Genomic DNA, 13,875 nt, shown 5'->3' with positions numbered 1-13,875 from the left:
TCATGCTCCCTTGGCGGGGATCAGAAGCGCCAGCGTTTCGGCAATCAGCGCGGGCTTCTCCGATCCCTCCACCTCCAGCGTGTTCTGCGTCTTCATGATCACCTGCCCGCCTTCCCTTGGCTCTATGCCGGAAAGCACCACACGCAATCTCACGCGCGCACCAGCCGGCACGGGCGCCAGAAAGCGGGCCTTGTCGATTCCATAGTTCAGTCCGGCAGCGGCGTCGCTCGGGATGACTCCGATCTGCATCGCAAGCGGGGCCACCATCGCCAGAGTCAGATAGCCATGCGCGATCGGGCCGCGGAACGGACTTTCCCGTTTCGCTCTTTCAACGTCGACATGGATCCATTGACGATCGCCGGTGCAGGAGGCGAATTCGTCGATACGTGGCTGGTCGATCGTGACCCAATCGGAAACTCCAAGCTCGCGCCCAACGCTGTCGCCCAAACCGGCAAGGGTGAGGTTGCTCACGTTGTCCTCCTCCATCTTTTCCTGGCGGTGAAAGCTACATGTCAGTGTAGCGTTCGCGCAGATCCTTCTTGTTGATCTTGCCGACGCTCGTCTTGGGAATGCTGTCGATGAACAGGATCTTCTCCGGGATTCCGTATTTCGAGATGACGCCCTGGTCGGCGAACGTCTTGAGATGATCCTTGATGGCCGCTTCGCTGACGTCATTCGCATCGGAAGCTCGCTTGACAACGAGCGCGAGCGGTCGCTCACCCCATTTGTCGTCCTTGACGCCAATGACGGCGGCTTCCGCGACGCCGGTGCATTGCGAGATCAGGTCCTCAATCTGAAGCGATGAGACCCACTCGCCGCCGGTCTTGATCACATCCTTGATCCGGTCGGTGATGTGCACATAGCCATTCGGGTCGACTACGGCGATATCGCTGGTGTGCAGGTAGCCGCCCGCCCAAAGTTGCTCCGAGCCTTCGGGATTGTTGAAATACCCTTGGGTAAGCCATGGTGCACGCAGTACGATCTCGCCGGCGGACTTGCCGTCATGGACGACGTTCTTCATGTCGGGATCGACGATGCGCAGATCGACCAGTGGCCCGGCGATCCCGGCCTTGGCGCGGAACTCGACCTCGCCGTCGGGATCGCCGGTGAGATCTTTGGACCTGACATGGGACACTGCGGCCAACGGGCCGGTTTCCGACATTCCGTACCCTGCGAAGATATCGATGCCTGCCTCAAGCGCGCGCTTGGCCAGGGCCTTCGGCAAGGCCGACCCGCCGATCACCATCTTGAGACCTTTCAGGTCGACATTCTCCGCGGCCGCCGCGTTCAGCAGCATCTGCAGGATGGTCGGCACGCCATGGGTGAATGTAACGCCTTCATTCTTGATCAGCTTGACCAACATCGCCGGATCGTAGCGCCCGGGATAGACCTGCTTGACGCCCGCGAGCGTCGCCGACCAGGGGAACCCCCAAGCATGGACGTGAAACATCGGCGTAATCGGCATGTAGACGTCGTCACGCGAAAAACGCCCGTGCAGTCCCGCCATGCCGAACAGCGCCAGGCCGCAGATTGTGTGCAACACGAGTTGGCGGTGGCTGTAATAGACCCCTTTGGGTAGGCCGGTCGTGCCGGTCGTGTAGAATGTAGTCGCCTGGGTATTCTCGTCGAAATCCGGAAAGTCGTAGTCGGGCGAGGCCGCGGCAAGCAGGCTCTCATATTCACCGATGAAGGACAGGCTGCCGGTCTGCGGCACAGGCTGGTCCGACATCACGATCAGCCGTTTGACCTTCGGCAGTTGGACCTTCAGCCCTTCCAGCAATCCGACGAACTCATCGTTGACGAGAAGCGTCGAGGCGCCGGCGTGGTCGATGGTATAGGCGACCTGTTCCGGTGACAGCCGAACGTTCACCGTCTGCAGCACCGCCCCCATCATCGGGATCGCGAAGAAGGCTTCGAAAAACCGGTGGCTGTCCCAGTCAAGCACGCCCACTGTGTCGCCGGGCTCGACACCCGCCTTGCTCAGCGCCGACGCAAGACGGCCGATCCGCTCCCTGATCTCGAGATAGGTGAAGCGCTTAAGATCGCGGTAGACGATCTCCTGGTTCGGCGCCTGCACCTGCGGCGTATGCCACAATTGCTTGAAGATTAACGGATATCGGTAAGCTGACTTGGCGACCTGGATCAGCCTTCCGACCATGGCGGCCTCCCTTGATCTGTCCTTCCGTCCCTATCGGCGTCCGCCATTGTTGGGCGAGCGGATCGCTTGGGTCTGGTCTGTTCGCGCCAGACCGCGACAGCGGTAGCCTCGCGCGCGGGCTGGCGCTTGTAAAGGTCCGAAACGGACGGCAGATGGGTCCGAGCTGGACAGGTTGCCGGCCGTGAGGGGCCGGTGTCTTGAATAAAACTGCTGCAAGGAGCGGGAGTGTGACCGGCTGTGCCCTCGGGCGGCTGGAAAACTGCTATCTTGTACCAACGACCGGCGACAGACGTGTCGAACCCGTGTGGATGCCCAGAGGCAGGTTCAGTTGCGCAAGTCCGATCAACCCGTCAGGTCTTCCGCTTTGCGCTCCGTTTCGAATACCGCGAAGGAAAAGCCGATCGTTGGATTGAGTGAACGTGTTTACGAAACGACCAAACTCGCGGCGCTATTCGACGTGCTCCTCGGCCAGCGTTACCCGGCCGCCGAAATACTGAAAAGCGTCAGCCTTACCCCGGAAGAACTGCACTCTCCGAAGGCGAGGATTTCGCTCGCCGAATTGATGGCGGCCTACAGGAACGCAATTCGGCTCTCGCGCGAGCCGCATCTGCCGTATCGCGTCGGTTCATCGATCCACATTTCCGCCTATGGCATGTACGGATTTGCCATTCTTTGCTGTCCCGATTTCCGCAAGGCGATGACCTTTGCCGAACAATATCACGCGCTCGCCGCACCGCTGGCGGCAATCGAGTTCACCGAGGAGGATGGATTGGCGAGCTGGTTCATCGAGCCGACCGCTCCCGCCGCGATCGATCCGCAGCTCTATCGCTTCATCACCGAGATGCAGATTGGCATTCATATCTCGTTGATGCGCGACATCATGGGCTCAAGATTCGCTCCCGATGAAATCCGTCTGTCCTATCCGGAAGCGGAAGATTTTGGTCTGCCGAGAGATCAGGTCGGATGCGACATACGCTTCGCCAGCCCGACCAATCAAATCCTATTCCGGTCGTCGTGGCTCGACGAAGCCGCAAGTCTTGGCAATAAGACGACCTATCCGGCCATCGTTGCCCTTTGCGATGACTTGCTTGACGATTTGAAATTGCGCGTCGGCACGGCAGGAAAGGTTCGCGAGCTCCTGCTGCACGATATCACCAATCCTCCGACCTTTGCCGACGTGGCAAGCTCTCTGGGCACGAACGAACGCTCCTTGCGGCGCCAGCTCCAGCAGCAGGGCCTTTCCTTCCGCAGCCTGCTGGATGAGCTTCGTACCCAAATGGCCCTGAAATATCTCCGGACGACAAAGCTTGCGAACGAGGAAATCGCACTTGCCCTAGGCTTCAGCGACGCAGCGAATTTCCGGCGCGCATTTCACCGTTGGACGCACAAGACCCCCAGTGAGATCAGAGGCGAGTAGATTGTTTCCGACAGTAGACGCCCGCCGACAACGAGAGAAGCTGCCAGGACGAGATTGACTATTTCCATTGATGAGCAGAGGTTATCTGATAACTGCGGCGGTCGGTGCGCATTCTGTTGGATATTCCTGATCGAGCGGCGCAGCGCGTCGATGTTCGGATTGCGCCCAGGAACCTCCCAGTCATAAGTAAAGGGAGTTAGGCATGGAGATGCCGATCTCTGGCAAAGAAACCGAGACCACGCCTGCCGCTCCAGTTGAGGAACAAGAGAAGGAAACGCACACGGCGACGCGCATTCCTTCCATCATCGTCGGTCTCGTTGCCGTTGTTGTCGCGGCACTTTCCGCTTTCTATCTCTTGCGCCCCGAACCACTGCTCGTGCAAGGCGAGGCGGATGCGACGCGACTCGATATCGCCGCGCGCGTCGACGGAAGGGTCAAGGAAATACCCGTCGAGCGCGGCCAGAACGTTCCTGCCAACGCCGTTCTCGTCAAGATCGATAATCCGGAGACCGTCGCCAAGCTCGAACAGATGAAGGCAGCGATGGCCGTTGCCGAGGCACAGCTTTCCAACGTGCTGGTCGGTACCCGGGTGGAAGTCGTCGCCGCGCGGAAAGCGGAAATGGAGCGTGCCCAGGCGGCCCAAGTGCTGGCGCAGAAGACATTCGACCGCACTCGCACCCTGACCGAACAGGGCAATGCGCCGCAGGCCCGTCTCGACCAGGTGACCGATACGCTGCACGAGACCGAACGGGCGGTCGATCAGGCCCGGTCGGCCTACGAGCAGGCCGTCAATGGCTACACGAAGGAAGAGCGGGCCATCGCCAGGACCAATGTCGAAAAGGCCAACGCCGATATCCAGAGCGTTCAATCGATCATCGATCAACTCGCGGTCTATGCCCCCGTCGCCTCACAGGTCTATCAGCGCAATGTGGAGCCGGGCGAATATGTCTCGCCGGGCGTGCCGCTCGTCACCCTGATCGACCTGGCCGACGTCTGGATCCACTTCGATCTACGCGAGGATCTCGTCAAAGGACTGAAGGTCGGCGATCGGTTCGATGTCCGTATTCCGGCGCTCGGTGACCGAGTCGTGCCGGTCGAAGTCAAGCTCATTGCGACCAAGGGCGAATATGCGAGCTGGCGGGCCACGCGCGCTTCGGGCGATTTCGATCTGAGAACGTTCTCGATCCGCGCCTATCCGGTGCAGCCGGTGCCCGAGTTGCGACCGGGCATGAGCGCCTATCTCGACTGGCGGTCGCGGCAATGAGTCTGGGCGCAAAACCCGGGTTTTGGCTGGTCGTACGGCGCGAATGTCGGTGGCTGCTTCACGATCGTGTCGCGCTGCTCCTGATCTTCGGCGTGCCGCTCTTCGCCTTCGTGGTGCTGACGACGGTGTTCAGCCATCCGGTCATCCGGGGGCTCGGGGTGACGGTCGTCGACGAGGACAAGTCGGACGCTTCGCGTGCCCTGGTCGAATATGTTGCGGCCTCTCCGAGCCTGAAAATCGTCGATCGCTCCGGCACGCTGTCCACGGCCGTGCAAGATATCCGCTCCGGCAAGTCGATTTCCGCCATCTACATCCCGCCGAATTTCGAGCGCGACCTGAAGGCCCAGCGCCGCCCGCAGGTCGTCGGCTTCTATAACCAGCAGTTCCTGACCCCGTCCGGCATTGCGTCCTCCGGACTGAACGATTCGCTTTCTGCCGTGGCGGCCGTGGCCGCCCCAGCCCGGCGGGCCACGCCCGCGCCAGCCTCCCTAGGAACGCTGACCGCGGAGACCATCGCGCTGGTCAATCCGCAAAAGAACTATGCGCAGTTTCTGCTGCGCGCGCTGCTGCCGACGATCATCCATGTGGTGATCACGCTGACTGCCGGCTATTCCGTCGGCTCCGAATTCCGCCGTCGCAACGCGCGAGAATGGCTGGAAAGCGCCGGCGGCGATCCGGTCGCGGCCCTTGCCGGCAAGCTCGCGCCGCTGTTTTGCATCTTCTTCCTGATCATGCTGGCCGAGCCGCTGTTCCTGGAGGGCGTGCTGCAAATTCCCTTCAAGGGAGACTTGCCGTTGATGGTCGCCGCGGCTTCGCTCCTGATCATTGCCTACCTGTCGGTGGGCGCCCTGCTGCAGCTCCTGGCGCGCGACCTGGCGACGGGACTTGGGCTTGCGGGCCTGATTGCCTCGCCCGCATTCGGCTATGCCGGCGTCGGCTTTCCCACGATCGGCATGAATGCCTTTGCGCAAACCTGGAGCGCGATCCTGCCGCTGCGCTGGTACATGGCCGTCTTGCTCGGACAGGCGGCCCGGGGATTGCCCGTGTCCGATTCCGCCGCTCCCTTCGCGGCGCTTGCCGGCCTGACCGTGCTGTTTGCCGGACTCGCGTTGCTGCGCATGGCGAGCCTCACGCGCAAGGGCTGGTTTGCAATGGCGCGACCCGCCGAGCCGCCCGAAACAGAGCAAACGCCGCGCGGCATCGGCGGTGCATTCATGGCGGAGTGGCGGCGCGTGCTCGGAACGCGGAGCGCCTTCACCCTGCTGTTCCTGGCTCCGCTGGTCTATGGCATTTATTATCCGCAACCCTATCTGAACCAGATCCTTCGCAAGCTCCCGATCGCGGTGGTCGACAATGATCTGAGCGACCTCAGCCGCCAGATCGTCGAGACACTGGACGCCAGTGGCGCATTGAGCGTCGTGGTTCGTGCCCGGACGCTTGCCGAAGCGCGCGCCGCAATCGATCGCGGGCAGGCCTTTGCCGCCGTCGAAATTCCGCCCAACACCGAGCGCGACGTGCTCAAAGGCATCACCGCACACATTCCGATCTACGCGGATGCCACCTACCTCTTCATATTCAGATCGAGCGCCAGCGGAGTCGCCACGGCGATCGGAGCGTTGACGTCCGAGTTCGTCTCGCGAGGCGCGCGCTCGGATGGCAGCGTTGTCAAGGCGAAGCTGGCGACGTCGAGCCCGGCCAACGTTCTGCTGCAGCCGATCTTCAACCCGGTGGGCGGCTATGCGAGCTACGTCGTGCCGGCGGCATTCGTGCTGATCCTGCAGCAAACCCTCCTGATCGGCGCAGCGATGTTGACCGGCACTGCGCTGGCGGCAGGGGGCGGCGCGCTCGCCGGCGTGCTCGGCCGCGGCGTCGCTCATCTCACCATCTACCTTCCAGCGCTCGCGCTTTATGTCATCGTCCTGCCCCGCATCTACGGCTTTTCGACGCTCGGCCATCTTCCACAACTCCTCGCGCTTGCGAGTGTTTTTCTGCTGGCGACGAGCTTCATGGGACAGGCTGTCGGCGCCTGGTTCACGCGACCCGAGAACGCAACCATCCTCCTCCTCGCAACCAGCCTGCCGCAGTTCTTCATGGCCGGCTTCGCCTGGCCACGCGAAGCCATCCCAGAGGTGGCCCTGGCGTTCGGGCGCCTCTTCCCTGCCGACTCCGCGATCGATGGCCTCGTACGCATCAACCAGCTGGGCGCCGGCATCTGGGAGGTCGCGCATGACTGGCGCGTATTGTGGTGCCTGGCGCTGGCCTATTTCGCGCTCGCCGTGATCTCGGCATTTGCGGTCAAGAGAGGACGGGCACATGCGCAAGGCTAGGATTGCAGCCATGGTTGCGATCGCGCTCGTGCTGCTCGCGAGCGCCGTGATCTACTCCACCGACCGTTCCGGATCGCCGGCGGCCCTCGTTGGCGTCGTGCGGGCAACCGAAGTTCGCGTCGAGCCGGAGGTGAACGGCCAACTCGTGTCGATTGCGGTCCGGAAAGGCGCCCATGTGCGCGCCGGCGATGTCCTGGCACGGCTCTCCGCGGTGGAACTGACGGCGCAGCTCGACCAGGCGCACGCCGCACTGGCCTCGGCGGTCGCGAGCCGCAACAACGTCTATGCCGGCGTTCGCCGTGAACAGGTCGATTCCCTGAAGGCCGCGATCGCCAAGGCAAGCTCGCGTCTCAACTACGTGCAGGCCCAGCTCACCAGGACCAGCACGCTGGCACGTCAGAACTTCGAGTCCCAGCAGGCGCTGGACCAAGCCGAAAACGACGTCGCCGGTGCGCGCGCCGATGTGGCGGGGGCCCAGGCGAACTATGATGCCGCCGTGGCGGGCCCGACCAAGGAGGAGCGCGCAATCGCCGACGCGCAGGTGCAGGCCGCTGCCGCCGCGGTCGCCGTGCTCGAGCGCCGCCTCGACAAGATGATCCTGCGCGCTCCGGCCGACGGTGTGGTCAGCGTCATCGCCGCGGAGGTTGGCGAGAACGTTCGCGCGGGCCAGCCGATCCTGATGGTCGAGGCGGCGGGTAAGCAATGGCTCTCCTTCAACGTGCGCGAAGACCATCTCGGGGGTCTCGCGATGGGAGATACGGTGAACGTGAAGCGGAACGGTGCCGACGGCACGATCAAATCCGTCATCACCGAGCTGCGGCCGCTCGGCGTATTCGCCACATGGCAGGCCGAACGGGTCATCGGCGATCATGACCGCAACACGCTGCGCCTGCGACTCGACGCGCAGCAGGTGCCGGCAGGTCTCGAGCCCGGCATGACCGCTGGATCGAGCGCTAACGGCAAACGACTGACTATTCCTCCCCAAATTGCGCATGAGGCGAAGGCGTCTTTCACGCGTTGGCCTCAAGCACACAGAATCGACGTTTGGCGTGCTCGTAGCCTCGCTACGTCCCTCATCGGTCGGGTTCTCCCGTCTGGCGCCGCCAGCGAAGAAACAGTCACAACAGGACCGTCAGTAGCGCCGACCGCAAGCGCAATCTGCAAACGGTTACAAAGGCAGTGTTGCTGCGGGCGCCCGGCTCCTGGCCAAAGTTACGTCAATTTCAGGCGCAATGGCCGGACGGAGCAACAGAAAAGCAGCTCCCGCGGCGATTTGTAACCGGCTACATTTTTTCATTGCCGAGGCCGTGAAGTTGGAATAGCGTTCCAACTAGCGGCTGGGGCCACCCCTGAAGGGATTGCCGCCGCGATGGAGCGCGCCCTCCACGTTCGCGCCAAGAACAGACATGGGAGCCAGGGATGGTTTCGCCGTCACCATCCGGGTTGATCGGCTCGACTCCGAGCAACCTGGAATCGGAAAGCGCACGCGATCGCATGCCGCTTCTGCGCGGCTTGATGAAGATCGGCTGGAATCTCCTGCCGCCGCTGACGTTCGTCGTCATCGTTGGCGCCTGGGCGCTTCTCGTCAGAATGTTCAAAATTCCGGCTTACCTTTTGCCTGCGCCAGGCCCTGTGTTTGAACGGATCATCACGGACGCAGGCATGCTGTGGAGCAACTCGATTGTGACGCTGACCGAGATCGTTCTCGGGTTCGGGCTCACCCTGGTGACAGCGATCCCGCTCGGCCTGCTGATCGCCCTTTCGCCGATTGCAAGGCAAATTCTCTATCCGCCTATCATGCTGCTGCAGCTCGTTCCGAAGATTGCGGTGGCGCCCCTGTTTCTCGTCTGGCTGGGCTTCGGAATTGAATCGAAGGTCTTGCTGACGGTCCTGATGACCTTCTTTCCGCTGCTGCTGGCGAGCATCAGCGGATTCCAGATCCTCGACAACCGGCTGCTGTATCTGACCAAATCCATGGGCGCATCGACCTGGCAAACTTTCCGCTTCCTGCGCGTGCCTGCTGCGTTGCCCGTCATATTCTCCGGCATCAAGGCGTCGGCGACCATCGCTGCAACAGCCGCCATCGTCGCCGAGTTCGTCGGCGCCAACCAGGGGCTTGGCTACGTGCTGCTGAAAGGCACCAGCACGATGGACATCGAGCTCACCTTTGCGGTCCTCGTCGTCCTGACGATGATCGGCATCATCATCAATTACGTCGTGGAGTTCAGCGAGTGGCTGATGGCTCCCTGGCAACGCGCCCCGATGAATTAGGAAAGCATGCTTCTGGCGTGCGCAACGTCCGAGATCAGAAATCAATATTCGGGAGGGACACATCATGAAAGGCGCTCTGACCAAGGTCCTCATCGTCGCAGGCGGCGTGCTGGGATCTTGGAATTCGACCGCGGCCGCTCAAACCGCGGTGACGTTTCAACTGAATTGGACGGCCGGAGGTCCCAATGCCGGGTTTGCGGCGGCGCTCGGTGAGGGCTTCTACAAGGCGGCCGGGCTCGATGTGACAATCATTCAGGGCAACGGCTCCGGCAATACCGCCCAATTGGTCGCCAGCGGCCGCGCGCAACTCGCCTATGCCGATGCCGTCGCGGTGAGCCAGCTGATCGCAAAAGGCGCACCGATGAAGGTCGTTGCGACGATCTATCAGTCCAATCCCAACGAGGTCTCCGCGCTCACCAAGAGCGGGATCAAATCGATCAGCGATCTGAAGGGCAAGAAGGTCGGTGTCCCCGCAGGGTCGTCGCAGACCACAATGCTGCCGCTATTCCTGAAGGCCAACGGCTTGAAGGAGCAGGATATGATCACGATGAACATGCCCGTTCCGGCTATGGTTCCATCGCTTCTCCAGGGCCAGGTGGACGCGATCCTGGGGTCGATGGACTCCTATCAGATTCAGTTGGAGCAGCAGGGCGCGACGCTCGATAATTACCGGTTTGCCGACCACGGCGTGCCGACCGTCAGCACCTCGATCTTCGCCTCAGACAGTTTCATCAAGGATCACCCTGACGTCTTGAAGAAATTCATCGCTGCGAGCCTCAAGGGCTGGAGCTTTGCGCTCGACAATCCGGACAAGGCCATCAAGGACCTGAAGGCCGTATTCCCCGACCTCAATGAGAAGCTCGCGACGTCTGAACTGGCTGCCATCACACCCCTGTTCTGTAGCGGCGGCGCCAAGTTCATCGGCAAGGCAGAAGACGCCCACTGGACGAGGACGCAGGCCCTGTTGTCCGAGGTGAAGCTCCTGCCCGAGGGGCAGGACCCGAAGAGCTACTACACGAATGGATACCTGCCGCCCGAGGGTGAGATGCGGGCGTGCAAATAGCGATTCCCGATCCTCCGGCGCCAATACCGAGCATTGCCATGAGCGACAAGCCGAGACTGGGATATCGTTTCGAAGACCTCCGTGAGGGCATGACGTTTCGAAGCCCCGGCCGCACCATCACCGAGGCAGATCTGATGAACTTTGCCGGGCTGACCGGCGATCATTCGGAGCTCCACACGAGTGATGTCTATGCGCGCGCAAGCGAGTTCGGCCAGAAGGTCGCTCATGGCATGCTCGGCCTCGCCTACGCCCATGGCTTGATGTGGGCGAGGACGGGAGAACTTCGCGAAACGGCGATTGCGTTCCTTGGCATCAGCGATTGGAGATTCGTCGGGCCGATCTTTGTCGGCGACACGATCTTCGTCGACTACGTTCTGACCGAGCTGCGCGACAGCCGCTCGCGTCCGACGCAGGCCATCGCCAATTTCGATGTAGAGGTCGTCAAGCAGGACGGCCGCATCGTCCAGAAGGGCCGCAAGGCGCTTTTGGTCTCGAAGGTTCCGCTTGAAGCCGTCAAGGCCTCGATGGCCGCCCAGACCCCGCCGAAATAGAGGGACACGAACATGACGCCTCAATCCGACATGGTGACCCGATCCGGCGTTCCGATCAAGATCAGCAACGTGTCGAAGGCCTTCGGCGAAGGGTCGGGCAAGCCATTCCAGGCCTTGAAGTCCATCGACGTCACGATTCCCGCCGGCGAGTTCATCTCCGTTGTCGGGGCGTCCGGATGCGGTAAGAGCACGCTGATGTTGATGGTCGCGGGTTTGCTCAAACATTCGACCGGAGAGATCACGGTCGCCGGCCGCGCGGTCCGGGAGCCCGTCACCGACGTTGGCATCGCCTTCCAGGACCATCTGCTGCTCGACTTTCGCACGGCGTTCGAAAACGTCATGCTCCATGCCGACATCAGGAGGATCAATCGCGAGAAGCTTGCGGTGCGGGCAAGAGAGCTGTTCGCGCAACTGCGCCTCGAGCACGCGATGAACAAGTACCCCCGCCAGTTGTCCGGCGGCATGCGACAGCGCGTTTCGCTAATTCGCACCCTCGTCCACGATCCATCGGTCATCCTGATGGACGAGCCGTTCGGCGCGCTCGATGCGCTGACCAGACTCCAGGTGCGAACGGACCTCGAGACGCTTTGGCTCCGTCGCCGACCAACGGTGGTCTTCATCACTCACAGCGTGGAAGAGGCGGTTGGCCTGTCCGATCGCATCCTGGTAATGAGCCCGAGCCCAGGTGAAGTCATCGACGACATCCGGGTTGACCTGCCTCGACCACGTCCCATCGTTCTTGGCGACGCTCCCGAGTTTGGAGCCTATGTCGACCGGATCCATCGCCATTTCGAGCGCATGGGCGTTCTCCACGGCATCGCAATGCCGCAGCCTTCCGGCATTCAGTAATGACGACGGCCTTGCAGCAGAGCCGGGCGGCGCCCTTGGTGCAGACCGCCCGCCGCGGGGCCGTCGCAGAGATCACTCTCGCAAGCTCCCTCAACTTGGTGACCCGCGCGATGCTGCGTCAACTCAACCAGGTCGACGCTGGGCCGGCGACGGACGCGGATCTCCGCTGCGTCATTCTCCATGGCGGTGACTCAAGGGCATTCAAGGTGGCTGACACGATCAGTGCGCGGGGGCCGATTTCGACTCGGCCCGCCGGTCTTCTCGGGTCGTAGGGAGCCTTGGTTGGCCGATGGCTCATATTCCCGCTGAACGCTGCCTGTCGATCGTCGAACTGCTCGTCGATGCGGCCGGCGAACTGCCGCTGGGCGGGATCGCGGAGCGCCTGCAATTGCCAAAGAGCGGCGTACATCGCCTGCTCGCGGCGCTGATCGATCAGGGCTGGGTCGAACAGGACGGCACGACCGGCCATTACAGACTGACCCATCGCCTCACCATACTCGGGCAGCGCCTCTATCGCGCAACAGGCATTCCCGATGTCTGCCAACCGCTGCTCGAGCGGCTCGCGCGGGAGACGCATGAATTCGTTAGACTCGCCGTGATCGATGCACATTCACTGGTGTGGGTCGCCGAGGCGCAAGGCGCGCGCGGTGGACTGTTGTATCAGCCGCTTCTCACGTCGAACACCGTCCCGCTTTATGCCACGGCGAGCGGCAAGAGCTGGCTCGCGCGGCTCGATCTCGGCGCGGTCCGCGACATTCTGGCGCTCAACGGCGATTTCAACGACGCCGAGAATTATGGGCCGGGCGTCATCAGGACGTTCGAAGATCTCGTCTCCGAGCTGAAACGAACGGCCGAAAGAGGGTACGGCGTCGCCGTCAGCGAAGCGGAGTCCGGCGTCACCGCGGTCGCCGCCACGGTGCTCTCCGGCGGGATCGGCTCGCCGGTCGGCACTGTGAGCGTCGCTGGCCCCGGCGTTCGGATGAACGACATCCGCGTTGCGGATGTGGCACCGTTGGTCATGCAGGCCGCGCGCGAGCTCTCTGAAGTCTGGCCCTTGCGGTAACGCAATGAGCCCATCCGCCATCGTCCAAGCATTCACCAACGGACTCAGCAAAGGAGAGCATCGATGAAACTGGTACGCTTCGGCCCGTCTGATCAGGAAAAGCCCGGCGCGATCGACCCTGACGGCAAGCTACGCGATCTGTCGTCGATCGTCGCGGACATTGACGCCGGCGCCCTGTCTCCGGACGGGTTGGCGCGCCTCAGGGCGGCGGACCTGCGCGCCTTGCCCGAGGTGAAAGGGTCGGTCCGCTACGGTGTCCCCGTCGCGCATGTTCCCAATCTCGTCTGCATCGGCCTGAACTACACGGACCATGCCGAAGAGACCAATGCGCCGATTCCCACACAGCCGATCATCTTCAACAAGCACACCGGAGCGTTATGTGGCGCGAATGATCCGGTCTTGCTGCCGCCGGGATCGAAGAAGCTCGATTGGGAAGTGGAGCTCGCCTTTGTCATCGGCCAAACCTGCTGGCATGTCAGCGAAGAGAACGCCCTCGACTACGTCGCGGGCTACATGATCCTCAACGACATCTCGGAACGCGAGTATCAGATCGAGTGGGAGGGGCAGTGGACCAAGGGAAAGAGCTACCCCGGCTTCGCACCCTGCGGGCCCTGGCTCGTGACGCGTGATGAAGTTCCTGATCCTCAGAAGCTCGACCTGTGGCTCGATCTGAACGGCGCTCGCGTTCAGACCGGGACCACGACGCGCATGATTTTCTCGATCAAGACGCTCGTCTCCTATCTCAGCCGCTTCATGCGGCTGATGCCGGGCGACATCGTGACGACCGGAACCCCGCCCGGCGTCGGATTGGGCATGAAGCCAAACAAATTCATGAAGGGCGGGGACGTCATGACGCTCGGAGTGACCGGTCTCGGCGAGCAGCGTCAGATCGTGACGGCCGCCCGATAAGGG

General features: G+C 62.2%; 12 protein-coding genes. 10 read left to right on the top strand and 2 right to left on the bottom strand.

Features of this window, described 5'->3' with window-relative positions; translation table 11 throughout:
• Both JQ553_RS19935 and JQ553_RS19930 read right to left on the bottom strand, forming a co-directional pair.
• Positions 1-471, bottom strand: a complete 471-nt coding sequence (locus tag JQ553_RS19935; RefSeq protein WP_312015171.1) for a MaoC family dehydratase — start codon at positions 469-471, stop codon at positions 1-3.
• Between the two features lie 34 nt (positions 472-505).
• Positions 506-2,158 (bottom strand): fatty acid--CoA ligase, encoded by a 1,653-nt coding sequence (locus tag JQ553_RS19930; RefSeq protein ID WP_212501705.1) that lies wholly within the window; start codon positions 2,156-2,158, stop codon positions 506-508.
• 304 nt (positions 2,159-2,462) lie between these two features.
• Here JQ553_RS19930 and JQ553_RS19925 point away from each other — a divergent pair, with 304 nt between their 5' ends.
• From JQ553_RS19925 to JQ553_RS19880, 10 genes are all read left to right on the top strand, one after another.
• Positions 2,463-3,575: an AraC family transcriptional regulator gene (locus tag JQ553_RS19925; RefSeq protein WP_312015170.1), complete on the top strand. Its 1,113-nt coding sequence runs from the start codon at positions 2,463-2,465 to the stop codon at positions 3,573-3,575.
• A 202-nt stretch (positions 3,576-3,777) separates the two neighbouring features.
• A complete protein-coding gene (locus JQ553_RS19920; protein ID WP_212501703.1) occupies positions 3,778-4,839 on the top strand; it encodes an HlyD family secretion protein in 1,062 nt (353 codons plus the stop codon).
• Positions 4,836-7,166 (top strand): ABC transporter permease, encoded by a 2,331-nt coding sequence (locus JQ553_RS19915; RefSeq protein WP_212501702.1) that lies wholly within the window; start codon positions 4,836-4,838, stop codon positions 7,164-7,166. The genes JQ553_RS19920 and JQ553_RS19915 overlap by 4 nt, the downstream gene beginning before the upstream one ends.
• On the top strand, positions 7,153-8,445 hold the full coding sequence (locus JQ553_RS19910; protein ID WP_249144437.1) for an HlyD family secretion protein: 1,293 nt from the start codon (positions 7,153-7,155) through the stop codon (positions 8,443-8,445). The genes JQ553_RS19915 and JQ553_RS19910 overlap by 14 nt, the downstream gene beginning before the upstream one ends.
• 404 nt (positions 8,446-8,849) lie before the next feature.
• Positions 8,850-9,437 carry an ABC transporter permease subunit gene (locus JQ553_RS19905; RefSeq protein WP_212501701.1) on the top strand — a complete coding sequence of 196 codons (588 nt, stop codon included), beginning with the start codon at positions 8,850-8,852 and terminating at the stop codon, positions 9,435-9,437.
• Positions 9,438-9,501: 64 nt separating this feature from the next.
• A complete protein-coding gene (locus JQ553_RS19900) occupies positions 9,502-10,500 on the top strand; it encodes an ABC transporter substrate-binding protein (protein WP_212501700.1) in 999 nt (332 codons plus the stop codon).
• A 38-nt stretch (positions 10,501-10,538) separates the two neighbouring features.
• Positions 10,539-11,051: a MaoC/PaaZ C-terminal domain-containing protein gene (locus JQ553_RS19895; RefSeq protein ID WP_249144436.1), complete on the top strand. Its 513-nt coding sequence runs from the start codon at positions 10,539-10,541 to the stop codon at positions 11,049-11,051.
• A gap of 12 nt (positions 11,052-11,063) precedes the next feature.
• A complete protein-coding gene (locus JQ553_RS19890; protein ID WP_212501699.1) occupies positions 11,064-11,900 on the top strand; it encodes an ABC transporter ATP-binding protein in 837 nt (278 codons plus the stop codon).
• Positions 11,901-12,189: 289 nt separating this feature from the next.
• Entirely contained in the window at positions 12,190-12,963 is a 774-nt protein-coding gene (locus tag JQ553_RS19885; RefSeq protein WP_212501698.1) for an IclR family transcriptional regulator, read from the top strand.
• Between the two features lie 63 nt (positions 12,964-13,026).
• Entirely contained in the window at positions 13,027-13,872 is an 846-nt protein-coding gene (locus tag JQ553_RS19880; protein WP_212501697.1) for a fumarylacetoacetate hydrolase family protein, read from the top strand.
• The last annotated feature ends 3 nt before the right edge of the window (positions 13,873-13,875 follow it).

Source organism: Bradyrhizobium lablabi (genome assembly GCF_018131005.1).
Classification (GTDB): Bacteria; Pseudomonadota; Alphaproteobacteria; order Rhizobiales; family Xanthobacteraceae; genus Bradyrhizobium; species Bradyrhizobium lablabi_D.
The sequence above is the reverse complement of the archived record's forward strand: the minus strand, read 5'-3'. Positions and strand labels throughout refer to the sequence as shown.